Origin of the sequence: Couchioplanes caeruleus (genome assembly GCF_023499255.1) — a bacterium.
Taxonomy (GTDB): Bacteria; Actinomycetota; Actinomycetes; order Mycobacteriales; family Micromonosporaceae; genus Actinoplanes; species Actinoplanes caeruleus_A.
This window is the reverse complement of record NZ_CP092183.1, coordinates 5,923,768-5,946,774: the sequence shown is the minus strand read 5'-3', so window position 1 is coordinate 5,946,774 and position 23,007 is coordinate 5,923,768. Positions and strand designations below refer to the sequence as shown.

Annotated in this window: 22 protein-coding genes; 9 read left to right on the top strand and 13 right to left on the bottom strand. The window is 73.3% G+C overall.

What is annotated here, in order from left to right; translation table 11 throughout:
• Positions 1 to 100: 100 nt before the first annotated feature.
• Positions 101 to 1,018, top strand: coding sequence for an alpha/beta hydrolase family esterase (locus tag COUCH_RS27535; RefSeq protein ID WP_249608119.1), 918 nt, complete (start codon positions 101 to 103; stop codon positions 1,016 to 1,018).
• Here COUCH_RS27535 and COUCH_RS27530 read toward each other — a convergent pair.
• Genes COUCH_RS27530 through COUCH_RS27490 form a run of 9 tightly spaced genes read right to left on the bottom strand, consistent with a single transcriptional unit; the run spans position 968 to position 9,189 of the window.
• Entirely contained in the window at positions 968 to 2,503 is a 1,536-nt protein-coding gene (locus COUCH_RS27530) for an acyl-CoA synthetase (protein WP_249608118.1), read from the bottom strand. The two genes, COUCH_RS27535 and COUCH_RS27530, sit on opposite strands and share 51 nt — an antisense overlap.
• Entirely contained in the window at positions 2,500 to 2,955 is a 456-nt protein-coding gene (locus COUCH_RS27525) for a MaoC family dehydratase (protein ID WP_249608117.1), read from the bottom strand. Before COUCH_RS27525 ends, COUCH_RS27530 begins: the two co-directional genes overlap by 4 nt.
• Entirely contained in the window at positions 2,952 to 3,833 is an 882-nt protein-coding gene (locus COUCH_RS27520) for an amidohydrolase family protein (protein ID WP_249608116.1), read from the bottom strand. Before COUCH_RS27520 ends, COUCH_RS27525 begins: the two co-directional genes overlap by 4 nt.
• Positions 3,834 to 4,745, bottom strand: coding sequence for an SDR family oxidoreductase (locus tag COUCH_RS27515; RefSeq protein WP_249608115.1), 912 nt, complete (start codon positions 4,743 to 4,745; stop codon positions 3,834 to 3,836).
• Positions 4,742 to 5,692 (bottom strand): branched-chain amino acid ABC transporter permease, encoded by a 951-nt coding sequence (locus COUCH_RS27510; RefSeq protein WP_249608114.1) that lies wholly within the window; start codon positions 5,690 to 5,692, stop codon positions 4,742 to 4,744. The genes COUCH_RS27515 and COUCH_RS27510 overlap by 4 nt, the downstream gene beginning before the upstream one ends.
• Complete coding sequence (locus COUCH_RS27505; protein WP_249608113.1) at positions 5,689 to 6,549, bottom strand: branched-chain amino acid ABC transporter permease; 861 nt, start codon at positions 6,547 to 6,549, stop codon at positions 5,689 to 5,691. The genes COUCH_RS27510 and COUCH_RS27505 overlap by 4 nt, the downstream gene beginning before the upstream one ends.
• Positions 6,546 to 7,235 (bottom strand): ABC transporter ATP-binding protein, encoded by a 690-nt coding sequence (locus COUCH_RS27500; RefSeq protein WP_249608112.1) that lies wholly within the window; start codon positions 7,233 to 7,235, stop codon positions 6,546 to 6,548. The genes COUCH_RS27505 and COUCH_RS27500 overlap by 4 nt, the downstream gene beginning before the upstream one ends.
• Positions 7,232 to 8,008: an ABC transporter ATP-binding protein gene (locus COUCH_RS27495; RefSeq protein ID WP_249613816.1), complete on the bottom strand. Its 777-nt coding sequence runs from the start codon at positions 8,006 to 8,008 to the stop codon at positions 7,232 to 7,234. Before COUCH_RS27495 ends, COUCH_RS27500 begins: the two co-directional genes overlap by 4 nt.
• The gene (locus tag COUCH_RS27490) at positions 8,008 to 9,189 is read right to left on the bottom strand and encodes an ABC transporter substrate-binding protein (protein ID WP_249608111.1); all 1,182 of its coding nucleotides are present in this window, start codon (positions 9,187 to 9,189) and stop codon (positions 8,008 to 8,010) included. Before COUCH_RS27490 ends, COUCH_RS27495 begins: the two co-directional genes overlap by 1 nt.
• Before the next feature lie 94 nt (positions 9,190 to 9,283).
• On the opposite strand from COUCH_RS27490, the gene COUCH_RS27485 reads away from it, so the two are divergent.
• A complete protein-coding gene (locus COUCH_RS27485) occupies positions 9,284 to 10,105 on the top strand; it encodes a PaaX family transcriptional regulator (RefSeq protein WP_249608110.1) in 822 nt (273 codons plus the stop codon).
• 6 nt (positions 10,106 to 10,111) lie between these two features.
• Here COUCH_RS27485 and COUCH_RS27480 read toward each other — a convergent pair whose 3' ends face one another.
• Positions 10,112 to 11,434: an extracellular catalytic domain type 1 short-chain-length polyhydroxyalkanoate depolymerase gene (locus tag COUCH_RS27480; protein ID WP_249608109.1), complete on the bottom strand. Its 1,323-nt coding sequence runs from the start codon at positions 11,432 to 11,434 to the stop codon at positions 10,112 to 10,114.
• 224 nt (positions 11,435 to 11,658) lie between these two features.
• On the opposite strand from COUCH_RS27480, the gene COUCH_RS27475 reads away from it, so the two are divergent.
• Complete coding sequence (locus COUCH_RS27475) at positions 11,659 to 12,597, top strand: PaaX family transcriptional regulator (RefSeq protein WP_249608108.1); 939 nt, start codon at positions 11,659 to 11,661, stop codon at positions 12,595 to 12,597.
• A gap of 46 nt (positions 12,598 to 12,643) precedes the next feature.
• Here the strand turns inward: COUCH_RS27475 and COUCH_RS27470 are convergent, their stop codons facing one another.
• Both COUCH_RS27470 and COUCH_RS27465 read right to left on the bottom strand, forming a co-directional pair.
• Complete coding sequence (locus tag COUCH_RS27470; RefSeq protein WP_430641002.1) at positions 12,644 to 13,495, bottom strand: fumarylacetoacetate hydrolase family protein; 852 nt, start codon at positions 13,493 to 13,495, stop codon at positions 12,644 to 12,646.
• Positions 13,496 to 13,518: 23 nt separating this feature from the next.
• Positions 13,519 to 14,283, bottom strand: a complete 765-nt coding sequence (locus COUCH_RS27465; protein WP_249608106.1) for an IclR family transcriptional regulator — start codon at positions 14,281 to 14,283, stop codon at positions 13,519 to 13,521.
• A gap of 74 nt (positions 14,284 to 14,357) precedes the next feature.
• Between COUCH_RS27465 and COUCH_RS27460 the strand changes: the two genes are divergently transcribed.
• From COUCH_RS27460 to COUCH_RS27445, 4 genes are all read left to right on the top strand, one after another.
• Positions 14,358 to 16,073: an IlvD/Edd family dehydratase gene (locus COUCH_RS27460; RefSeq protein WP_249608105.1), complete on the top strand. Its 1,716-nt coding sequence runs from the start codon at positions 14,358 to 14,360 to the stop codon at positions 16,071 to 16,073.
• Between the two features lie 12 nt (positions 16,074 to 16,085).
• Entirely contained in the window at positions 16,086 to 16,829 is a 744-nt protein-coding gene (locus tag COUCH_RS27455) for an SDR family NAD(P)-dependent oxidoreductase (RefSeq protein WP_249608104.1), read from the top strand.
• 118 nt (positions 16,830 to 16,947) lie between these two features.
• Positions 16,948 to 18,852, top strand: a complete 1,905-nt coding sequence (locus tag COUCH_RS27450; protein WP_249608103.1) for an acyl-CoA dehydrogenase family protein — start codon at positions 16,948 to 16,950, stop codon at positions 18,850 to 18,852.
• A 151-nt stretch (positions 18,853 to 19,003) separates the two neighbouring features.
• Positions 19,004 to 20,362, top strand: a complete 1,359-nt coding sequence (locus COUCH_RS27445) for a polysaccharide deacetylase family protein (protein ID WP_249608102.1) — start codon at positions 19,004 to 19,006, stop codon at positions 20,360 to 20,362.
• Between the two features lie 37 nt (positions 20,363 to 20,399).
• On the opposite strand, the gene COUCH_RS27440 is transcribed toward COUCH_RS27445, so the two are convergent.
• Positions 20,400 to 21,440, bottom strand: a complete 1,041-nt coding sequence (locus COUCH_RS27440) for a zinc-dependent alcohol dehydrogenase family protein (RefSeq protein ID WP_249608101.1) — start codon at positions 21,438 to 21,440, stop codon at positions 20,400 to 20,402.
• 72 nt (positions 21,441 to 21,512) lie between these two features.
• On the opposite strand from COUCH_RS27440, the gene COUCH_RS27435 reads away from it, so the two are divergent.
• Positions 21,513 to 21,848, top strand: a complete 336-nt coding sequence (locus COUCH_RS27435) for a TetR/AcrR family transcriptional regulator (protein ID WP_249608100.1) — start codon at positions 21,513 to 21,515, stop codon at positions 21,846 to 21,848.
• Between the two features lie 84 nt (positions 21,849 to 21,932).
• Complete coding sequence (locus COUCH_RS27430) at positions 21,933 to 23,006, top strand: carboxypeptidase-like regulatory domain-containing protein (protein WP_249608099.1); 1,074 nt, start codon at positions 21,933 to 21,935, stop codon at positions 23,004 to 23,006.
• The last annotated feature ends 1 nt before the right edge of the window (position 23,007 follow it).

Sequence of the window (23,007 nt, the reverse complement as noted above, 5' to 3'; positions counted from 1 at the left end):
ACAGATCGGAGGGCCACCTCAAGGCAACCTCTGGCCGGTCTCAAACCCAGAGCAAGGAATCCGCCGGTATTCTGGCCCGCATCCCGGCTGGGGAGGGGCGATGGCTCGACACCATTGGCGGGCAGCTCGCGTCGTGGCGGCCGCGGCGGCGGTCATGGTGACGCTGGCCTGTGGTCCGGCGGACGACCCGCGGCCGACGTCCAGCTCACCGCCGGCGCTGCCCGCGAGCGGCACCGGCACGGTGCAGATCGGCGGCCGGCAGGTCACCGTGCACGTGCCGGCCTCCTACGACCCGGCCCGGCCCGCGCCGCTGGTCATCGGGCTGCACGGCTACACGTCCGACGGCGTTCAGCTGGAGAGCTATCTGCGGCTGACGCCCGAGTCGGACCGGCGCGGATTCGTCTACGCATACCCGGACGGCTTGACCGACGACCGCGGCGAACGGTTCTGGAACGCCACGGACGCCTGCTGCTCCTTCTCCGAGCCGAAACCCGACGACTCGCGGTACCTCAGCGAGCTGATCTCCACGCTCGAGGGCGGGTACCGGATCGACCGGTCCCGGGTGTCGCTGATCGGCCATTCGAACGGCGGCTTCATGGCGTTCCGGATGGCCTGCGACCACGCCGACCAGGTCGCCGCGATCGTCTCGCTCAACGGTGCGACCTGGGCCGACGCCGGCCGGTGCCGGCCGTCGAAGCCGGTGAGCGTGCTCGTGATCAACAGCAGCAGCGACGAGACCATCGCGTTCACCGGCGGCGACATCGGCGGCAACGCCTACCCCTCGGCGGCCACCACGGTCGCCGACTGGGTGCGCTACGACCGCTGCGGGGGCACCGGCCGGGACGCCCCGAAGCTAGACCTGGTGCCGGCTCTCACGGGAGCCGAGACGTCGGTACGTACCCATGACTGCGCGAACGGCTCGGTGGTGCAGGCCTGGACGATCGGTGGCGGCACCCACGTACCGCCCCTAGGGTCCGCCTTCGCCCCGGCCGTGACCCGCTTCCTGCTCTCCCGGTAGGCGCCGCAGGTCGCCTTTGCGCACCTTCCCGGAGCCGGTCCGCGGCAGCGCCGGCACCACGTCGACGTGGACGGGGATCTTGTACTTCGCCAGCCGCGGCAGCAGGAAGGCCCGCAGCTCGTCGCCGTCCAGCGCCGCGCCGGGCATCGCGACGACGAAGGCCCGGCCCACCTCGCCCCAGGCCGGGTCGGGCACCCCGACCACCGCGACCTCCGACACGGCCGGATGCTCGAAGATCACCGACTCCACCTCGGCCGGGTACACGTTCTCGCCGCCGGAGATGTACATGTCCTTGAGGCGGTCGACGACGTACAGGTGGCCGGCCGCGTCGACCCGGGCGAGGTCACCGGAGCGGAACCAGCCGTCCGCCGTGAACGCGTCCCGGGTGGCCTCGGCGTCGTTCCAGTAGCCGGGCGTCACGTTGGGGCCGCGGACCAGCACCTCGCCCGGTTCCCCGGGCGGCGCGCCGGTCAGGTCCGGGCGTACGCAGCGCACGCCGGCGAAGAAGACCGGAAGCCCGGCCGAGCCGACGTGCGTACGGCTCTCCCGCGCTTCCAGGAAGGTGGCGCCCGGCGCGGTCTCCGTCATCCCGTAGCCCTGGCAGAACGTCAGCCCGCGCTCCTGGTATGCCAGGATCAGCGACTCGGGCACGGCGGCGCCCCCGGACATCACGCTGCGCACCGACGACAGGTCCGCACCCGGCCAGCGCGGCGACTGGGCCAGCCCCGCGAACATCGCCGCCACGCCGAACATCCACGTGATCCCGTGCCGGGGGATCAGCTCGAGCGCCTCGTCGACGTCCCAGGACGGCATGAGCACGCTGCACCCGCCCTTGAGGAACGTCGGCAGCAGGCACTGGTTGAGCGCGGCGACGTGGAACAGCGGCGCACCGATCAGCGTCATCTCGTCGCTCGCGACGTCCACCCCGACGAGCAGGTTGTAGCAGTTCCAGAAGACGTTCGCGTGGGTCAGGACGGCGCCCTTCGGCCGGCCGGTGGTGCCCGAGGTGTAGAGGATGAGGGCCGGGTCGTCCATGCCGACGGCCACGTCGAGCGGCTCCGGCTCACCGGCGGCGAGCCATTCCTCGTACGCGCCGCCGACCTCGACGACCGTGCCCGGGCGTACGGAGAACGCGCCGGCCGGGGCGTGGACGAGCGCGACCGTGCCGCTGTGCCGCAGCATGTAGTCGACCTCGGGCGCGGCCAGCCGGACGTTCAGCGGCACGAAGATCCCGCCGAGCAGGTGCGTGGCGAACATCGTCTCGACGAAGGCCGGATGGTTCGGCCCGAGGTACGCCACCCGGTCGCCGGGCCCCACGCCGCCGGAGCGCAGCCGCGCGGCGAGCCGGGTGACCCGGTCGAACAGCCCGGCGTACGTGATGGCGGTGCCGCGGAAGATCAGGGCGTTGCTGCCGGGCGACATGGCCGCGCGCCGGGCCGGCCAGGAACCGAGACCGGCGTTGCGGGCCGGGACGGTGGCCGTCATGCGTAGTGGCGGTAGACGGCCCGGGCGACGCAGGCCGGCTTGGCCTCGCCCGCGATCTCCACCGTGAAGTCGAGCACCATCTGCACGCCGCCGGCAGCGACGCCGGTCACCTCCGCCACCGTGGCGGCGAGCCGTACCTTCGAGCCCACCCGTACGGGGTTCGGGAACCGGACCTTCTCGAGGCCGTAGTTGATGCTCATGGCGACGCCGCGCACCTCGAGCAGCGCGCCGAACAGCGGGATGACGAGCGACAGCGTCAGGTAGCCGTGCGCGATCGTGCCGCCGAACGGGCCCGCCTGCGCCCGTTGCGGATCGACGTGGATCCACTGGTGGTCGCCGGTGGCCTCGGCGAACCGGTCCACCCGGTCCTGGGTGATCTCCAGCCAGTCGCTGCGGCCCAGGTCCCGGCCGGCCAGCGCGCTGAGCCCGGCAACCCCGTCGACGGTGATCACGATGCGTCCTCCTCGTCCAGGCCCAGCAGGCGGGCGGCGTTCTCCTTGAGGATCTTGGGCCGGACCTCCGGCTTGATGTCGAGCCGGTCGAAGTCGGCCAGCCACCGGTCCGGGGTGATGACCGGGTAGTCCGAGCCGAACAGCACCTTGTCCTGCAGCAGCGAGTTGGCGTAGCGCACGAGCTGCGGCGGGAAGTACTTCGGCGACCAGCCGGACAGGTCGATGTGCACGTGCGGCTTGTGCGTGGCCACCGCCAGCGCCTCGTCCTGCCACGGGAACGACGGGTGGGCCAGGATGATCCGCAGGTCCGGGAAGTCGACGGCCACGTCGTCCACGAGCATCGGGTTCGAGTACCGCAGCCGGATCCCGCCCCCGCCGCGGACGCCCGCCCCGATCCCGGTCTGTCCGGTGTGGAACAGCGCGGGTACGCCCAACTCCTCGATCGCCTCGTACAGCGGGTACGCCATCCGGTCGTCCGGCGCGAAGCCCTGCAGGCTCGGATGGAACTTGAAGCCCCGGACGCCGTGCTCGACGACCAGCCGGCGCGCCTCGCGCACGCCCGCACGTCCCTTGTGCGGGTCCACACTGGCGAACGGGATGAGCACGTCCGGGTGCGCCGCGCAGCTCGCGGCGATCTCCTCGTTGCTGATCCGCGGATGCCCGGTGGTGTGCTCCGCGTCGACGGTGAAGACCACGGCCGCCATCCGGCGCTCCCGGTAGTACCGCGCCGTCTCGTCGATCGTCGGCTGCCGGCCCGCCCCCACCCCGAAGTACGCCGCGGAGGCGCCCATCAGCTCCGGGTCGAGCGAGGGGTGCCCGTCCCGGCTGATCTCGGCGTGCGTGTGCACGTCGATCGCGGTCAGCGACGCCACGTCCATCTACGCCTCCGGGGCCTTCGGCGCGGGGATGCCGTACGTCTCCGGCTCGGCACCGGCCCCGCCGTGCCACGCCTCGGCGATCGCGTCGGCGCTCCACCCGCCGTCCCGGAACGCCACGGTCTTCTCGTACGGATGGCCCCACAGCGCGAGCCGGTCGCCGCCGATGCCGATCGCCTGGCCGGTGACGTCCTGCGCGGCGTCCGAGGCGAGGAAGACGACCAGGCCGGCCGCGTCCTCCGGGGTTCCCAGTCCCTCGTCGCGCCGCAGCCATCCGGGCAGTGGCCGGCCGGTCCGCTCGGACTCCTCGATCACGGGCGCGAAGGCCGGGATCGTCCTGGTCATCTCGGTGGCGGCGACCGGCACGACCGCGTTCACCGTGATGCCGCTGCGGGCCAGCTCGAGCGCCCACGTGCGGGCCATGGCGGCGATGCCGGCCTTGGCGGCGGCGTAGTTGGTCTGGCCGAAGTTTCCGCGCTGGCCCGCCGGCGACGAGATCAGGATGAGCCGGCCGCCCCCGCCCTGCTCGCGCATGCGGACGGCGGCCTCGCGGGCGCAGGTGAACGTCCCGCGCAGGTGCACCCGGACGACGGTGTCGAAGTCGTCGTCGGTCATCTTCCACAGCACCCGGTCCCGCAGCACGCCGGCGTTGGTGACCAGCACGTCGAGCCGGCCGAACCCGTCGATCGCGGCGTCGGCGAGGGCCCGGGCCGTCGCGCTGTCGCCGACGCGGGCGGCCACCCCCGTGGCCCGGCCGCCCGCGCCGGCGATCTGCGCCACCGCGCTGTCCACCGCCTCGGCGTCCAGATCGTTCACCACGACCGCCGCGCCGGCCGCGGCGAGCGCCTTGGCGTACGCGAGGCCGAGCCCCCGGCCGCTGCCGGTCACGATCGCGACCTTGCCGTCGAGTCTCATGACGTTCTCCTCCGGAGCACGGCCACCGCGGGGACGATGCCGCGGGGCAGGTAGCGGACCACGGCGATGAGCAGCAGCGCGTAGACCGCGTAGGACAGGGCGGCCGGCGCGTAGCTCGGCATGCCCGGACGGGTGCCGAGCTGGTTGAGCGCCTGGACCAGCAGCGTGATGACCGCCGCGCCGGCGACCGGACCGGTGATCGTGCCGAGGCCGCCCACCACGGCCATCACGACGACCTCGACGGACAGCAGCAGCGGGAACGAGCCGGGCGCGAGGTAGCCGAGGTAGAAGGCGTACACGCCGCCGGCCAGGCCCGCGAACGCCGCGGAGAGCGCGAAGACCACGAGCCGGTAAGCGCCGACCGGTACGCCACCGGCGGCCGCCGCGATCTCGCTGCCGGCCGCCGCGCGCAGGCCCCGGCCGGCCCGCGAGTCGACGACGTTGCGGCTGACCAGCAGCACTACGGCGAGCACACCCCAGGCCACGTACGCGTATCCGACGTCGTCGCGCAGCACAACGCCCGCCAGGGACAGCGGCGGGATGCCCTGCAGGCCGATCGCGCCGCCGGCCCAGGTGCCCTGCCCGAGCAGCGACAGCAGGATCAGGTGCACGGCCAGCGTGGCGAAGGCCAGGTGGTGCCCGCGCAGCCGCAGCAGGGGCGCACCGACCACGACGGCCGCGAGCGCCGCGACGACGGGGGCGATGAGCAGCCCGGCCAAGGTCGGTACGCCGTGCACCGCCGACAGCCCGGCGGCGTACGCCCCGATCGCGTAGAACGCCGCCTGGCCCAGCGACACCTGCCCGGCGTACCCCATCAGCAGCGACACGCCGGCCGTGACCGTGGCGGCCAGCAGCAGCAGGACGTACACGGGCAGGTGCCGTTCCGGTAGCAGCAGGGGCAGCGCCAGCGTGACCGCGGCGGCGGCGAGGACCGTGCGGGCCCTCATCGCGCCGCCTCCGGGACCGAACCGGCGCGGACCGCCTGCGTGACCATCACGGCCAGCATCACCAGCAGCGCGATCTCGAGCTGATGGGCACCGCCGCCGTACCCGGCGATCAGGGTCTGTGCCACGCCCAGCAGCAGCCCGCCGGCGAGGGTGACCCCCGGGCGGGTCAGCCCGCCGAGCACCGCGGCGGCGAAGCCGTTGACGATCAGGGTCACGTCGCTGTCGAAGGTGACCTGCTGCACCGGCGTGAGCAGCACGCCGGCGAGGCCGCCCAGGGCGCCGCCCAGCCCGAACGCGAGCAGGCCCATCCGGCGTACGTCGATGCCGACCACCCGGGCCGCGTACGGGTTCTCCGCGCACGCGGTCAGCGCCTTGCCCGGGTCGGTGCCGCGGAAGAACGCCGTGAGCGCGGCGAACACCGGCAGCGTGACCGTGATGACGAGCAGGTGGTGCGCCTGGATCCGGGCGCCGCCCAGCGTGACCGCCCCCGGCAGCCCGGCGTACGAGCGCGGCTGGTCACCCCACACGGTCACCTCCACGGCGTACGCGAGCACTCCGAGGCCGAGCGTGATGATCAGCGCCGCTCCGGGCTCCGTGCCGGGCCGGCCGATCGCGACGACCCCGGCCAGCACCCCGGCGCCCGCCGCGACGAGCACCCCGGCCGCCTCGGCGAGCCCGTGCGGCAGCCCGGTGGCCAGCAGCGTGGCGGTCAGCATCGCCGCGAGCACCGCGAACGCGCCCTGGGCCAGGTTGACCACCCGGGTGACCCGGTGGATGACCACCATGCCGCTGCCGACGAGCGCGAAGCCGGCGCCGATGCCGAGCCCGGTGAGCAGATATCCCAGCAGGTCGCTCATCGCGGCTCCTCCGCCGCGACGTGCCCGCCCAGATAGGCGGCGGCCACCCGGGGATCGCGGGCCAGCCGGCCGGCGTCGCCGTGCAGCACGACCCGGCCGGCCTCCAGCACGTACCCGCGGTCGCACAGCTCGAGGGCGAGGCGGGCGTTCTGCTCGATCAGCAGCACCGCCAGCCCGCGCTCGGCGTGCAACCGGCGCAGGTGACCGACGAGCACGTCGACGACCTTCGGCGCCAGGCCGAGGCTGAGCTCGTCGACGACGAGCACGTCCGGCCGCGCCATCAGCGCGCGCCCGATCGCCACCATCTGCTGCTGACCGCCGGAGAGCGTGCCCGCCGCGCGGTGCCGCACCGCGGCCAGCTCCGGCATGAGCTCGTAGACCGGCCCGGTGGCGCGTCCGGCGCGGCCGTTGCGCCAGCCGCCGAGGCGCAGGTTGTCGTCGACGCTGAGCCCGGCGAACATCTCGCGGCCCTCGGGCACCTGGGCCAGCCGGCCGTGCACGACGACCTGCCCGGCGTCCGGCCGGACCAGACCGGACAGCGCGCGGACGAGGCTCGTCTTGCCCGCGCCGTTGGCGCCGATCAGCGCGACCAGCTCGTGCTCGCCGACGGTCAGGTCGACACCGTCCAGCGCGGTGGCCCCGGAGTAGCGCACGACGAGCCCGCGGGCCTCGGCCACGGCGCTCACGCCGGGCTCCCGGCGCCCAGGTACGCGTCGATCACCACCGGATCGGCGCGGACGTCGGCGGGGGAGCCCTCGGCGATGACCCGTCCCAGGTCGAGCACGGTGACGCGGTCGGCGACCCGCATCACGAACGCGACGTCGTGCTCGACGAGCAGCATCGTGATCCCCTCGTCGCGCAGCTCGGTCAGCAGCGCCGACAGCCGCTCCCGCTCGGCCGCGCGCAGGCCGGAGGCCGGCTCGTCGAGCAGCAGCAGCCGGGGCTGCCCGCACAGCGCGCGCGCCAGTTGCAGGGCGCGCTGCTGACCCAGCGGCAACGCCTCGGCCGGGCGGTCCGCCCAGCCGGCCAGCCCGGTACGGGCCAGGCACGCGCGGGCGCGGTCGCGGATGAGCCGTTCCTCGCGGTGATGGGCGGGCAGCCGCAGCATCGCCGTCAGGAACCCGGCTCCGGTCGTGCCGTGCGCGCCCACCATCACGTTCTCCAGCACGGTCATGCCGGGGAAGACGCGGGCCGCCTGGAACACCACGCCGACGCCGAGCCGGGCCCGGCGGTCGGCGGGCAGCCGGTCGACCCGCAGGCCGTCCAGCCGTACCGTGCCGGTGTCCGCCCGGAGCTGGCCGCCGATGAGCGCGAACAGGGTGGACTTGCCGGCGCCGTTCGGGCCGATGAGCCCGCGCAGCTCTCCCGGGGCGAGGGTCAGGCTGACGTCGCGGACGGCGTACACGCCGCCGAACGCCCGGCTCGCCCCGGAGACCGCCAGGGCGGCTCCGGCGGCCATCACCGGCCGCCGAGCGTGGCGAGCTTCGCCCTGCTGTAGTCGGTGGGCACGAAGGCCCCGGACCGTACGGTGGTGATGGCGATGTAGTCGGCGGTCAGTCCGCTGTGGTCGGTCGCCGAGTAGCGGTAGGTGCCGTTCGGCGTGGTGAGCGTGAGGCCCTCCAGGGCATCGCGGACCTTCGCACGGTCGGTCCCGCCGGCCTTCCCGATCGCGGCCGCGAGCAGCTTCACCCCGCTGTAGCCGTCCTGGGCGAACTGCGGCGGCGGGTAGCCGTGCTTGGTGCGGAACGCCGTGGCCAGCTCCTCGACCGCGGTCTTCTGCGCGCCGGCCGGCAGGGCGTCGCCGACCACGCCGATGGAGCTCGCCACGGTCGCGCCCTCCGCGGCGGGACCGGCCGGGTCCAGGAACAGCTTGCTCGCCTGGGCGCCGGTGAGGATCAGCGGGATCTTCAGGCCGGCGGCCGCGTACTGCTTGGTGAGCGCGACGGCGGGGGCGCCGGTGGCCCACACCATGAGGGCCTGCGCGGAGGAGGACCGGACGTGGGTGAAGACCGCGCCGAACTCGGTGGCGGTGGTCTGGAACTCCTCGACGGGGCCGAGGGTCACGCCGTACCGCGCCGCCGCGGCCTGCAGTCCCTTGTAGCCGGCCACCGCGTAGCTGCTCCGGGTGTCGTACGCGACGGCGAGCCGGGTGATCTGGGTGGCCTGCAGGTACCGGAGGGTGGCCTCGGCGTACGTGCCCGACGTCGCGGGGACCACGAACACGTACGGGTGGACCGGCCGCACCTGCTCGTCCGCGGGCGTCAGCGAGACGTACGGGATCTGCTCGCGGTCGACCAGCGGCAGGGTCGCCAGCGCGGAGTTGGAGAACGGCGAGCCGATGATCGCGTCGGACTTCCTCCGGAGGTCGTTGAAGGCCAGCACGGCCTGGTCGGGCAGGCTCTTGTCGTCGCGGACGGTCAGCTCGACGCGCCGCCCGCCGATGCCGCCGGCGCTGTTGAGCTGCTCGACCGCCAAGGCGACCGACTTCTGGTTCTCGCTGCCCAGCGGCGAGTAGTTCCCGGTCAGCGAGACGATCTGGCCGAGGCGGATCGGATCGTCCGAACCGGACGGGTCGTCGCCGCAGCCGGCCACGGCGGCGGCGAGCAGGAGAGCGACGAGGAAGGGCGTGGGTCTGCGCACCGGTACCTCCTCAGCGAGGGGTTCTGCTGTGCGGATGAGCACGAAGTTAGGCGCTTCCTACACGGCCGTCAATATTCTGCCTAACATTCAGCGCATGCCGTCGACGGAGACCGCGGAGGCCGGGCCCCGCCCGCAGACCCTGCTGCTGATGCTTTTCGGTGACTACCTGCTCGACCGCGACCTGTGCGTGTTCACCGGCAGCGTGATCGACGTCTGCGACCGGCTGGGCATCTCCGCGCACGCCGCCCGCTCCACCCTGACCCGGATGGCCGGCCGCGGCCTGCTGCACCGGGAGCGCCACGGCCGCCGCGTGTACATCGGTCTCACCGAGCGGTCCACGGCGCTGCTGCGCGACGGGCGCGACCGGATCTGGGGCGCCGGCGCGGTCAACGACCGGTGGGACGGCACCTGGACGCTGCTGAGCTTCTCGCTGCCCGAGTCCTGGCAACGCCAGCGCCACGACCTGCGCTCCCAGCTGGCCTGGGCCGGCTTCGGGCCGCTGCAGGGCGGGCTGTGGATCGCGCCCGGCGAGGTGGCCGCCGACCACATCGTCAGCAGCCTCGGCCTCGACGCCCACGCCCGGGTCTTCCACGCGCGCGCCGGCTCCCGCACCGACATCCGCGTCATGGTCGGCGACGCGTACGACGTGCCCGCGCTCGCCGCCGCGTACACCGCCTTCCTGGCCCGCTGGGACGGAACCGCGCAGATGAGCGACCCGCTCGCCGCCCGCCTCATGCTGATCGCGGAATGGCTGCACGCCATCCGGCGGGATCCGCGCCTGCCGGTGGAGCACCTGCCGCCGGACTGGCCCGCGGTCCGGGCGCAGAAGCTCTTCCGCGAGCTCGAGACGGCGTACCGGGAACCCGCCCGAGCCGTTGCGGAAGGCCTGCTGGAGCTGCGCCCGGCAACCGCGTGATCTGACTCAGGCAGCGCTGCAGGGGCTGTTGTTCAGGGTGAAGCCGCCCGCCTGGGCCGTGTTGCCGGTGTGGTTCGCCTGGAACCCGATGCTGACCGAGGCGTTCGGGGCGATCGCGCCGTTGTAGCTCGCGTTCGTCGCCGTCACCCGGCCCGACGCCGGCGCGTAGCTCGCGTTCCAGCCCGAGGTGATGGTCTGTCCGCCCGGCAGGACGAACGCCAGCGACCAGCCGTTGACGGCGGTGGTGCCCGTGTTGGTGATGGTGAGGGTCTCGGTCAGCCCGGAGTTCCACGCGTTCACCGTGGCGGAGACCCGGCACGTGGTCGAGACCGGCGGGTCGGAGGGCGGCGGCCCCGACGGCGGCGTGGACGGGGGAGTCGACGGCGGCGTGCTCGTGCCGTCAAGACCGAAGAACGCGACCGCGTACGCGGCCATGCCGGCGCTCGGCAGGCTGTGCCCGGCGCCCTGGATGCTGTACGCCTCGACCTGGACCGTGCCGGAGCTGTCGGCGTACCGGCGCCGGTTCCAGCCCGGCTGCGGCGTGTCGGAGGAGGTCGGCGTCTGGCTCAGCCCGAACACGTTGGTCCACTGCTCGATCTCCTCCTGCAGCAGCGAGTACGGCACGAGCGTGTCGCTGGTGCCGTGCCACAGCTGCATGCGCGGGCGCGGGCCGCTGTAGCCCGGGTACGCGCCCCGCACCAGGTCACCCCACTGCTGCGGGGTCCGGTCCATGCTGCCGCCGGTGCACTTGCTGGTGCCGGGCGGGTAGTCGGCGGCGTTGGCGAAGCAGCCGAACGGCACACCCATGAACGCCGCGCCGGCCTTGAACACGTCGGGGTACAGCGCGAGCATCTCGTTGGTCATCATCCCGCCGGACGAGCTGCCGGTCGCGTACACCCGGTTCGGATCGCCGTTGTACTGCCGTTCCGCGTACGTGATCATCGAGACGATCGACACCGGGTCGCTGCCGCCGCCGCGCCGCTTAGCCGCGTCCGACCAGGTGTCGAAGCAGTTGCCGAAGCCGGCCTGCTGGGTGGCGGTCGGGTAGATGACCAGGAAGCCGTACCGGTCGGCCTGGGCGGCGAACTCGCTGCCGGAGTAGAAGCCCGGACCCGAGCCGCCGCAGCCGTGCATGGCCACCACGATGGCGGGCCGGGCGGGCCGGTTGTCCGGGACGTAGATGTGCATCCGCATGCCGCCGGGGTTGTCGCCGAAGCTCGTCACCTCGGTCAGCGCGGCGGCGAACGCGGGGCGGGCCGCTGGTACGACCAGCCCCACGAGGGCCACCGCGGTGGCGGCGGCGAGCAGCATTCTTCTTCTGATCTTCATCGCCTTGGCTCCTTGATTCGCCCGCACGCAGGCGGGAACGGCCGCTGTGGCGGCGCAGAAAGGGGTGCACGGTGGGCCCGCGGCTCCGGCAGGCCGAGTCGCCGGGCGCGGGACATGCCCTGTGTCGCGCGCCGGGCGTCGTATGTGACACATAGTTTTCACCCGGGGACGCAAACTGTCAATCAATGAGGATCGATGGCATCCGACCCTCTAGAGTCGTACCGATGACCAGCCCGTACGACATCGACGAGATCTTCCCCGGTGACCTCGCCGCGTCGGCACGGCTGCCCCGGCGGCAGAGCGGCAACTCGCCCCAGGACCTCGCCGTCACTCTGCTGGCGGACTACACCCTGCGGCACCGCTCGTGGCTGCCCTCCGGGGCCATCGTCGCCCTGCTCGCCGAGGCGGGCGTCTCCCCGGCCGGGGCGCGGACGGCGATCAGCCGCCTGGCCCGGCGCGGGGCCGTCGAGGGGCAGCGCGACGGCCGGCGCAGCTCGTACCGGCTGACCGTCGCGGCCGCCACCTTCCTGGCCGTCGGCGGAAGCGCGATCGTCGCCCCCGGCGATGCGCAGCCGTGGGACGGACGGTGGACGCTGATCGCCTTCTCGCTGCCGCAGGAGGAGGGCACGCTCCGGCGAGGATTGCGGAGCCAGCTGCGCTGGATGGGCTACGCCCCGCTCTACGACGGCCTCTGGATCTCCCCGCACGACCTCGGCGAGAAGGTCAGGGCCCGGCTCGCCGAGCTCACCCTCGGCACCCTGACGGTCTTCCGCGCCCGGCAGGTCGAGCTGGACGCCGCGATCCGTCGCAACCCGATCGACGCGTGGGACACCGCGGGAATCGCCCGGCAGTACGAGGCCTTCATCGAGCGGTGGGGCCCCGCGCTGCCCCGCACGCTCACCGGCGTCGAGGCGGTCCGCGCCCGTACCGAGGTCATGAACACGTACCGGCGGCTCCCCGTGCTCGACCCGCACCTGCCGGCTCGGCTGCTGCCGCCGGGGTGGCTGCGCGAGCCCGCCCGCGACCTGTTCACCGCCGTGTACGACGGCCTGGCCGAGGCCGCGGAGAACCACGTCCGCGCGGTGGCGAGCCGGCACTCCGGCGGGGACGTCACCGGCATCCGCGCGCACACGGTCGCCGACCTGGCATCCGGCTTCCGCTGACCGGGTGCCGCCGGGGCGCAACCGGCCCGCGCCGGGAGCGGTCCGCTCAGCGCGGCCCGATGACCCGTTGACGGGCCCGGCCGAGGTGGTCGATGCCCAGCTCCATCACGTCGCCGGGCTGCAGCCACACCGGCGGCTTGAAGCCCATGCCCACGCCGGGCGGCGTACCGGTGTTGATCAGGTCGCCCGGCTCGAGGACCAGGAACTGGCTCAGGTGGTGGACGATCACGTACGGGTCGAACACCATGGTCGCGGTGGTGCCGGTCTGCCGGCGTACCCCGTTGACGTCGAGCCACATGTCCAGGTTGCGCACGTCCGGGATCTCGTCCGGGGTGGCCAGCCACGGGCCGGCCGGGTTGAACGTCTCGGCGGACTTGCCCTTGCTCCACTGCCCGCCGCGCTCCATCTGGAAGGCGCGCTCGCTGACGTCGTTGACCAGCACGTAGCCGGCGATCACGGCGGCGGCGTCGGCGGGCGTGTCGAGGTAGGAGGTGCGCGTGCCGATGACGATGCCCAGCTCCACCTCCCAGTCGGTCTTGGTCGAGCCGCGGGGGATCCGCACGTCGTCGTTGGGCCCGACGAGGGTGTTCGGGCTCTTGGTGAACAGGATCGGCTCGGACGGCACGGCCTGACCGGTCTCGGCCGCGTGGTCGCTGTAGTTCAGCCCGATGCACAGGATCTGGTGCGGGCGGGCGATCGGGGCGCCGATCCGCTGGTCGCCGACCTCGCGCACGTCGCCGGCGGCGATCCGGTCCGCGACCGCCGCGGTCAGGCCGGCGGCGCCGCCGGCGGCGAAGAACGCCTCGTCGAAGTCGGTGACCAGGTCGGACACGTCGACGTAGCGGGTGTCGTCGACGCGGACGGCGGGCTTCTCGGCGCCGAAGGCGCCGATGCGCATGAGAAACACGAGGGCTCCGGTGGTCAGGTGGCGGGGTCGGCGACGACCGCCCGGATGGCAGGCAGGTCCTCGATGAGCTTCTTCAGCGGGGTGCGGTAGGCCAGGGCGCTGATGCTGATCGCCCCGCTGGGCGCGGCCGGCGAGGTCAGGAACATCGGTACGGCGAGGCAGATGACGCCGGGCTCGTTCTCCTGGTCGTCGACGCCGTAGCCGCGTTCCCGGGTGCGGACGAGCTCGGCGTGCAGCTCCTCGGCCGTGCCGATCGAGTGCTCGGTGCGTTTCGGCAGCTCGCCGTCGCCGGCCCAGTCGCGGACCTGCTGCTCGGTGCGCAGCGTGTACGACAGCAGCAGCTTGCCCACGGCGGTGCAGTGCGCCGGGTTGCGCCCGCCGACCATCGAGGTCAGGCGTACGGCGCCGGAGGTCGGGTCGAGCTTGGACCGGTAGACCACGTCGCGCCCGTCGAGGCCGGCGTAGTGGATCGTCTCGCCGTACCGCTCGCAGAGCCGCTGGAGGACCGGCTGGACCCGGACGTGGTCGGGGCGTGCCTCGTGGTGCGCGAACGCGAGCCGCAGGAACTCGTCGCCGAGCACGTACCGCCCGTGGCCGTCCTGGACGGCGAACCCGGCCCGGCGCAGCGACGCGAGCGCACGGTGGACGGTCGGCTTCGCGCTGGCCATGGCCCGTGCCATGTCCTCCAGCCCGATGCCCCGGGGGTGTTTCGCCAGCTCGGCGAGGACCGCCAGGACACGGTCGGAGCCGACGAGCTTGTCGGCGTCCTGATCCGTCATGGTTCCGGATAATAGACCGCTGTTCCAGCAATAGGAAAGCAGGTAGCATCCCCTCCAGTCGGAAGGGGGCGGTCATGCAGCCACGCCGCAGTGCACAGTGGTACGCCGGAGACGTCCGCAACAGCTACATCCACCGGGCCTGGATGCGCCGCGGCCTGCCCGCCGGGGCCTTCGACGGGCGCCCGCACATCGCCATCGCGAACACGGCCTCCGACCTGACGCCGTGCAACGCGCACCTGAACGAGGTGGCCCGCAGCGTCTCGGACGGCATCCACGCCGCGGGCGGCATCCCGCTGAACCTGCCGGTGGTGTCGCTCGGCGAGACGCAGGTGCGCCCCACCGCGATGCTGTGGCGCAACATGGCCGCGATGGCCATCGAGGAGATGCTGCGCGCCAACCCGATCGACGGCGTGGTCCTGCTCGGTGGCTGCGACAAGACCATCCCCGCGCTGCTGATGGGCGCCGCGTCGGTGGACCTGCCCGCGGTCGTGGTGCCCGGCGGGCCGATGCTCACCGGCACCTTCCGCGGCGTACCGCTGGGCTGCGGCACCGGCGTCTGGCAGCTGAGCGAGGAGGTCCGCGCGGGCACCCTCAGCGCCGCCGAGTTCACCCGCTCGGAATCCTCCATGATCCGCAGCAAGGGGCACTGCAACACCATGGGCACCGCGTCCACGATGGGGCTGCTCGCCGAGGTCCTCGGGATGACCCTGCCCGGCGTGGCCGGCACCCCCGCGCCGGACAGCCGCCTGCTGGAGGCCGCGTACGCGACCGGCGAGCTCGCCGTGGATCTCGTCGGCCGGGACCTGCGCCCGAGCGCGGTGATGACCCGGGGATCGTTCCTCAACGCCGTCGTCGCCCTCGCGGCGCTGGGCGGCTCCACCAACGCCGTCGTGCACCTGCTGGCCATCGCCGGACGGCTCGGCGTCGAGCTCAGCCAGGACGACTTCGACCGGGCCGGCTCGCACGTGCCGCTGCTGGTCGACCTGCAGCCGGCCGGCCGGTTCCTGATGGACGACCTGTACCGTGCCGGCGGCCTGCACGCGGTCCTCGCCGAGATCCGCGACCTGCTCGACCCGGCCGCGCTGACCGTCACCGGCCGGCCCCTGGTCGAGTGTCTCGGCGCCGCCCAGGTCTACGACCGCGAGGTCATCCGGGCACGGGAGCAGCCCCTGCAGCCCGAGGCGGGCATCGCCGTGCTGTACGGCAACCTCGCCCCGGACGGCGCCGTCATCAAACCCGCCGCCGCCTCCCCGGAGCTGCTGCAGCACCGCGGCCCCGCCGTCGTCTTCGACTCCATCGAGGACCTGCAGGCCCGCCTCGACGACCCCGGGCTGGACGTCACGCCCGACTCGGTGCTGATCCTGCGCGGCTGCGGGCCGAAGGGCTACCCGGGGATGCCCGAGGTCTCCAACATGCCGCTGCCGGCGAAGCTGCTCGCCGAGGGCGTACGCGACATGGTCCGCATCTGTGACGGGCGGATGAGCGGGACCGCGTACGGAACGGTGGTCCTGCACGTGGCCCCGGAGGCCGCCGCAGGCGGCCCGCTCGCCAAGGTCCGCACCGGCGACATGATCGTCCTGGATGTCGCCAACCGGCGCGTCGACGTCGACCTCACCGACGAAGAGCTCGCCGCCCGGGAGCCCGCACCCGAGGCGGTGCACGCGTTCGCCCGGCCGCGCCGGGGCTGGGAACGCCTCTACGTCGACACCGTCGGGCAGGCGAACACCGGCGCCGACTGCGACTTCCTGCTCGGTTCCAGCGGCGACCAGGTCTCCCGCGAATCCCACTGAAAGGCGATATCCATGACAGAGTTCGGTGGGCTGCGCGCCATCGTCACCGGCGGCGCCTCCGGCATCGGACTGGCCACCGCCACCCTGCTCGCCGAGCGCGGCTGCGCGGTCGCCTGCCTCGACCTCAACACCGGCGTGAAGGAACCGCTGCTCGGCATCGCCTGCGACGTCACCGACGACGCCTCCGTGCGCGCCGCGGTCGACGCCGCGGTCCGCGAGCTGGGCGGTCTCGACATCGTCGTCAACAACGCGGGCATCGGCGCCCAGGGCAGCGTCGAGGACAACGACGACGCTGAGTGGGCCCGGGTCTTCGACGTCAACGTGTACGGCATGGTCCGCGTCGCCCGGGCCGCCCTGCCGCACCTGCGCGCCTCCCGGCACGCCGTCATCGTCAACACCGGCTCGATCTGCGCGACGGCCGGGCTGCCGCAGCGCGCCCTGTACTCGGCGACCAAGGGCGCCGTGCAGTCGATGACCCTGGCCATGGCCGCCGACCACCTCGCCGAGGGGATCCGGGTGAACTGCGTCAACCCCGGCACGGCCGACACCCCGTGGATCGGCCGGCTGCTGGCCCGGGCGGCCGATCCCGACGCCGAACGCGCCGCGCTCGAGGCCCGCCAGCCCACCGGGCGGCTGGTCGCCGCGGAGGAGGTCGCCGCCGCCATCGCCTACCTGGCCAGCCCGCTGGCCTCGGCCACCACGGGCGCCACGCTGGCGGTCGACGGCGGCATGCAGGGACTGCGTCTGCGCCGGTAGGCCCGCGGCCGGCGACCCCGCGCCGAGATGCGGCAGGCCGAGAGGCTACCGCCCGGTAACACTCCTGAGTAGCGTGGCGGGAGGTGCTCCAGCCGTACTCGGAATGAGGGGGTAGGCCGTGACCACGACGCAGCGCAAACCGGCTCACGTCTCGGAGAAGCAGGCGCGGCAGGTGGCCGAGGCCGCCCGCGAGGCCGAGTGGCGCAAGCCGAGCTTCGGCAAGGAACTGTTCCTCGGGCGGTTCCGGCTGGACCTGATCGACCCCTGGCCGGCCGCGGAGCCACGTCCCGACGCGGACGAGTTCCTCGCCCGGCTGGACGCGTACGTCCGCTCCGACGTCGACGGCGCGCTCATCGAGCGCGAGGCCCGCATCCCCGACGAGGTGTTCCAGGGCCTCGCCCGGCTCGGCGCGTTCGGCATGAAGATCGACAAGGAGTACGGCGGCCTCGGCCTGTCCAACCTGCACTACTGCAAGGCGCTGACCCTCGTGGGCTCGGCCAACCCCTCCATCGGCGCGCTGCTGTCCGCGCACCAGTCGATCGGCGTGCCCCAGCCGCTCAAGACCTTCGGGACCGCGGAGCAGAAGAAGGCGTTCCTGCCCCGGCTGGCGGCGGGCGAGGTCTCCGCGTTCCTGCTGACCGAGCCGGACGTCGGGTCGGACCCGGCGCGGCTCGGCACCGTCGCCGAGCCGGTCGAGGGCGGCTACCGGCTCAACGGGGTCAAGCTGTGGGGCACCAACGGCACGGTCGCCACGCTGCTGGTGGTGATGGCCCGGGTGCCGGAGAAGGGCGTCACCGCGTTCGTGGTGGAGGCCGACACGCCGGGCATCACGGTCGAGCGCCGCAACGAGTTCCTCGGCCTGCGCGGGCTGGAGAACAGCGTGACGAGGTTCGACGACGTGTTCGTCCCCGAGGAGAACGTCATCGGCGGCCTCGGCAAGGGCCTCAAGATCGCCCTGACCACGCTGAACACCGGCCGGCTGTCGCTGCCCGCGATGTGCGTCGGCGCCGGCAAGTGGTCGCTCAACGTCGCCCGCGAATGGTCGGCGGAGCGGGTGCAGTGGGGCCGCCCGGTCGGGCAGCACGAGGCGGTCGCCAAGAAGATCGCGTTCATCGCCGCGACGACGTACGCGATGGAGTCCATGCTGGACCTCTGCTGCCTGATCGCCGACGACGACCGCAACGACATCCGCATCGAGGCGGCCCTGGTCAAGCTGTTCGCCAGCGAGATGGCCTGGCAGGTCGGCGACGAGCTGGTGCAGATCCGTGGCGGCCGCGGCTTCGAGAAGGCCGAGTCGCTGGCCGCCCGCGGCGAGCGCCCGGTCGAGGCCGAGCAGATGCTGCGCGACCTGCGGATCAACCGCATCTTCGAGGGCTCCACCGAGATCATGCACCTGCTCATCGCGCGGGAGGCGGTCGACGCGCACCTGTCGGTCGCCGGCGACATCATCGACCCGGACGCCGGGCTCGGCCGCAAGGCCCGCGCCGGGGCGCGCGCGGGGGCCTTCTACGCGCGCTGGCTGCCGACTCTCGCCGTCGGCAAGGGACAACAGCCTTCCGCGTACGCCGAATTCGGTCCGCTCGCCGCCCACCTGCGGTACGTCGAGCGCACCTCGCGCAAGCTGGCCCGGTCGACGTTCTACGCGATGTCGCGCTGGCAGGGCAAGCTCGAACGCAAGCAGGGCTTCCTCGGCCGCATCGTCGACATCGGGGCGGAGCTGTTCGCGATGTCGGCGGTGTGCGTCCGCGCCCAGGCGGAGCGGCAGCACCGGCCGGAGGGCGTGGAGCTGGCCGACCTGTTCTGCCGGCAGGCCCGGCTCCGGGCGGAGGCGCTGTTCGCCGCGCTGTGGGACAACACCGACTCGATCGACGTGAAGGCGGCCCGGCGCGTCCTCGAGGGCCGGTACGCCTTCCTCGAGCAAGGTGTCGTCACCCCGCAGACCGACGCGCCGTGGGTGGCGGTGTCGAGTCCGGAGTCGGCCACAGGGGAAGACGTCCGCCGTCGCATCCCGCCGCCCGCGTGAGCTTCTGACCTCCGCTCGTCACACCCCTGCCGACCTGCCAGGACAGGGGTCGATCGGCCCTGATGACGGGCGGGTCGACCGTGGACGGTGGAGGGAGGAGGTGATTCTCGTGAACGCGCGGTGGTCAAAGGCGCGAACGGCGGTCCGGTCGGTGGTGGTCGCTGTCGCTGTGGCCGGCCTGACGCTGGCCTCAGGGGTGACGGCGCGTCCGGCGGCGGCCGCGGACACTACGCCGTACCGGGCTCAGGTCTTCACCCGCGGCTACGACACCTCGAAGGTCGTGTCGCTGACCTTCGATCTGGACTGGCGCACCGGCACGGCGGCGGAGAACGCGATCAGCAAGGCCAACCTGGAGACCGTCCTGCGGGTGTTCGCCGCCAACGGCATCACCGGTGGCTTCGGCGTGACCGGGCGGTTCGCCGAGCAGAACCCCGCGGAGGCGAAGAACATCGCCACCCAGGGCCACAAGGTCTTCAACCACAGCTACAGCCACCCGGACTTCATGACGCTGACGCAGGCGCAGCGCTGGTCGCAGCTCGACCGGGCGGAGGCGGCGTTCAAGGCCGCGGGCATCGCGTCGGCGGGCTGGTTCCGGCCGTACCGGTCCGGCTACATGGACTCGGGGCTCAACCGGGACCTGGCCCTGCGCGGCTACTACATCAACCTGGACTGGACGTTCGACACCACCGGCTACAAGGAGGCCAGTTGGGCGACCGTGTCCGCCCGGATCGACCAGTACACGGTGCCCGGGGCGATCATCGTGATGCACGTGAGCATCCCGTCCACCGACCCGGGCAACCTGCAGCTGGTCATCGACAAGCTGCGGGGGATGGGGTACGGCTTCGTCAGCCCCTTCCAGGCGGTGACCCGCGGACCGGTCCGGGACAAGTACCTGGCCATCGGCGGCCCGGGGTCCTTCGGCGCGGCCACCACGGGCGACCTCGACGCCACGACCGCCGACACCGCGGTGCAGTGGTTCCAGAGCGCCCGGATCTACCACTCGCCCGCCAGCGGAGCCCACTTCGTCGGCGGCGGGGTCCTCACCAAGTACAAGTCGATGGGTACGGTGACCTCGCTGCTGAAGTTCCCGGTCACCGACAGCCTGCCTGCCGCCGGTGGCGGCCGGTACTACGACTTCCAGGGCGGTTCCATCTACTGGATGTCCGCGACCGGCGCGCACGAGGTGCACGGCTCCATCCGCACCAAGTGGCTGGCGCTGGGATCGACCGGCGCGTTCCTCGGCTACCCGATCTCGGACGAGGTCGCGGTGTCCGTGGGCCGGGCCTCGCAGTTCCAGGGCGGCAACGTCTACTGGTCCAGCGGGGCCGGCGCCCACGAGGTCCACGGCTCCATCCTGAAGAAGTACCTGTCGCTGGGCGGTACGGGCAGCCGTCTCGGTGTTCCGGTCAGCGACGAGTACACCGTCCCGGTGGGCCGGCGCAGCGACTTCCAGCACGGCGCGATCATCTGGGACAAGCCGGCGAAGACGATCTCCGTCATCTACTACTGACCGCGACAGGCCCTCGTGCGGTTTCCCGCCGGGGGCCTCAGCGGGCCGGGTCGACGACCGTGATGCCGGCGACCGCGGCCCGGTCGAAGCGGGGGAGCAGCGCAGCCGCCTCCCCGAGCCCGATGGTGCGTTCGATGAGCCGCTGCGGTTGCAGCAGGTCCCGCTCGATGAGCGCCATCATGCCCGGGTAGTCGGCCGCCGCCATCCCGTGGCTGCCGAGCAGGTCGAGCTCCCAGCCGATCACCCGCGCCATCGGCAGCCGCGGGTGGCCGTCGATCGGCGGGAGGAGCCCGATCTGCACGTGGCGGCCGCGGCGGCGGAGGCTGAGGATGGCGTCGGCGCAGGTCTGCTCGCCGCCCACCGCATCGACCGCCACGTGGCTGCCGCCGCCGGTGAGATCGGCGACGGCGGCCGGGACGTCCGTGCCGTCCGCGGGAACGGTGTGGTCCGCGCCGAGCTCGGCGGCGACGGCGAGGGCCCGCGGGTTCCGGTCCACGGCGACGACCCGGGCGCCCAGGGCCCGGGCGATCATCACCGCGCTCAACCCCACCCCGCCGGCGCCCAGCACGGTCACCCATTCACCCTCGCGGACCCGGGCGCGGCCGACGAGCGCCCGGTACGCCGTGGCGAACCGGCACCCGAGGCTCGCGGCGGTCGCGAAGTCCACCCCCTCGGGCAGCCCCACCAGGTTGGTGTCGGCGGCGTGCAGGGCGACGTACTCGGCGAAGGAACCCCAGTGGGTGAATCCCGGCTGCTCCTGGTGGGGACACACCTGCGCGTCCCCGGCGCGGCACCACTCGCACCGCCCGCAGCCGCACACGAACGGCACGGTCACCCGGTCACCGGGCTGCCAGCGGCTGACCTCCGCCCCGGCCTCGACGACCACACCGGCCAGCTCGTGGCCGGGTACGTGCGGGAACGCGATGTCGTCGTCGTGGCCGGCCCAGCCGTGCCAGTCGCTGCGGCACATCCCGGTGGCCATCACCCGGACGACGACGCCGCCGGGCGCAGGGGTGGGCTCGGGCACCTCACGGACCTCGGGCAGCGCCCGGACGGCATCGATCACGACAGCGCGCACCGCCCCATCCTCTCAGCCGGGATCGCGGTCCTAGGATTCCGGCATGACGTGGTGCGGCGGGACGACCGAGTGGTGAGTCGTGCGCCGCGCCGGGATGCCGTCGCCAACCGGGAGAAGCTGCTGCTGGCCGCGCTCGGCACGCTGCGGCGCGACGGGACGGCGCCGATGTCGGTCATCGCGGGCGAGGCCGGCGTCGGGGTGGGAACGCTGTACCGCCACTTCCGCGACCGGGAGGCGCTGCTGGACGCCCTGCGGGTCCGTTCCATCGCGATGGTGGACCGGCTGCTCGACGACGTCCTGCCGCGATCGCCGAACGGCGCCGCCGGGCCGCGGAACTCGCTCCGGCGTACCGCACCGAGCTGCTCTGAGCAGGCCCGGGTCGCGCGACGGACCCGTGACACGGCATAGTGGCCGCGGCGTCATCGACTGGTGTCGCTTGCCTTTGTCACTTGTCGTGAAGTTTGTCGCTTGCCGTGAAGAAGGTGATGGGACGTGACGACGCGCGTACGTGCCCGCTGGGCCCGAGCCGCCGCGTTGACCGCGCTCGCCGGAACGGCCCTCGCGGTGTCGGCCGCACCCGTGGCGGCCGCGCCCCCGGCGATCCGCATCGAGAGCGTGTCGTCGGACCGGGTGCAGTCCGGCGAGCCGGTGCGCGTACGGTTCCGCGCCACCAACAACGCCCGCCGCATCGAACGCGTCTTCGTGGCCGTGTCCGGCGGCCTCCGCTGCACCGCCGGATGCTCCGCGGTGCAGAGCATGGGGCCCGGGCGGAGCCAGAGCTTCGACGCCACGCTCGTCGCGCCGCAGGTGAACCCGGGCGAGGAGACCGGCCTGAACCTGGCGGTCTCCGTCCGGGTCGGCACCCAGACCGCCTTCGACCACAAGATGATCTTCGTCAGCGGCGCGGAGCGGAAACCGGCCCCGGTGAGCCGGGTCTCCGGCCGGGTCCGCGACGCCACCGGCACGGCGATCCCCGGCGCGGCCCTGACCGTACGCGACAGCGCCGGGCACGAATTCCGTACGAGCAGCGGCAAGGGCGGCAAGTTCTCGATCAAGTCCAGCGACAGCCGGCCGATCGCCCCCGGCCGCATCACGATCGTGGCGGGCAAGGACGGCTACCGCACCGCTAGCGCCACCGTGCAGGCCGCCGCGGGCGGCGCCGCCACCGTCCGGCTGATCCTGGCCGCGGTGGCCAAGCCCTCGCCGACCCCGGCCACCGCCACGACGAACCCGCCCGCGGTCGCGGACCTCCCGGCCACGGACGCCGGCACCGCCGCGACAACCCCGCCGGCCGCCGCCGACACCGCGGGCGACGGCAACGGCACGCTGCTGCTCACCCTCCTGGGCGGCCTCCTGATCGCCGCGGGCCTGGGCGCGCTCGTGCTGCTGGTGATCCGCCGCAGGTCCCGCCCGGACGACCCGGACGCGCTGCCCGTGGCGCCGACCCGCCTGATGCCGCAGGCGGGCACGGGCCACGCCGGCACGGCGGACGCCCCGACCGCGCTGCTGCCCGCCGTACGGCCGGACAGCGGCCATCCCGGCCCCCACGGCGGGCAGTTCCGGTAGC

Excerpts from the sequence above, each read along its gene's own strand:
- COUCH_RS27535 (WP_249608119.1), top strand. The coding sequence starts at position 101 with ATGGCTCGACACCATTGGCGGGCAGCTCGCGTCGTGGCGGCCGCGGCG.
- COUCH_RS27530 (WP_249608118.1), bottom strand. The coding sequence starts at position 2,503 with ATGACGGCCACCGTCCCGGCCCGCAACGCCGGTCTCGGTTCCTGGCCG.
- COUCH_RS27520 (WP_249608116.1), bottom strand. The coding sequence starts at position 3,833 with ATGGACGTGGCGTCGCTGACCGCGATCGACGTGCACACGCACGCCGAG.
- COUCH_RS27515 (WP_249608115.1), bottom strand. The coding sequence starts at position 4,745 with ATGAGACTCGACGGCAAGGTCGCGATCGTGACCGGCAGCGGCCGGGGG.
- COUCH_RS27510 (WP_249608114.1), bottom strand. The coding sequence starts at position 5,692 with ATGAGGGCCCGCACGGTCCTCGCCGCCGCCGCGGTCACGCTGGCGCTG.
- COUCH_RS27505 (WP_249608113.1), bottom strand. The coding sequence starts at position 6,549 with ATGAGCGACCTGCTGGGATATCTGCTCACCGGGCTCGGCATCGGCGCC.
- COUCH_RS27495 (WP_249613816.1), bottom strand. The coding sequence starts at position 8,008 with ATGGCCGCCGGAGCCGCCCTGGCGGTCTCCGGGGCGAGCCGGGCGTTC.
- COUCH_RS27485 (WP_249608110.1), top strand. The coding sequence starts at position 9,284 with ATGCCGTCGACGGAGACCGCGGAGGCCGGGCCCCGCCCGCAGACCCTG.
- COUCH_RS27480 (WP_249608109.1), bottom strand. The coding sequence starts at position 11,434 with ATGAAGATCAGAAGAAGAATGCTGCTCGCCGCCGCCACCGCGGTGGCC.
- COUCH_RS27475 (WP_249608108.1), top strand. The coding sequence starts at position 11,659 with ATGACCAGCCCGTACGACATCGACGAGATCTTCCCCGGTGACCTCGCC.
- COUCH_RS27470 (WP_430641002.1), bottom strand. The coding sequence starts at position 13,495 with ATGCGCATCGGCGCCTTCGGCGCCGAGAAGCCCGCCGTCCGCGTCGAC.
- COUCH_RS27465 (WP_249608106.1), bottom strand. The coding sequence starts at position 14,283 with ATGACGGATCAGGACGCCGACAAGCTCGTCGGCTCCGACCGTGTCCTG.
- COUCH_RS27460 (WP_249608105.1), top strand. The coding sequence starts at position 14,358 with ATGCAGCCACGCCGCAGTGCACAGTGGTACGCCGGAGACGTCCGCAAC.
- COUCH_RS27455 (WP_249608104.1), top strand. The coding sequence starts at position 16,086 with ATGACAGAGTTCGGTGGGCTGCGCGCCATCGTCACCGGCGGCGCCTCC.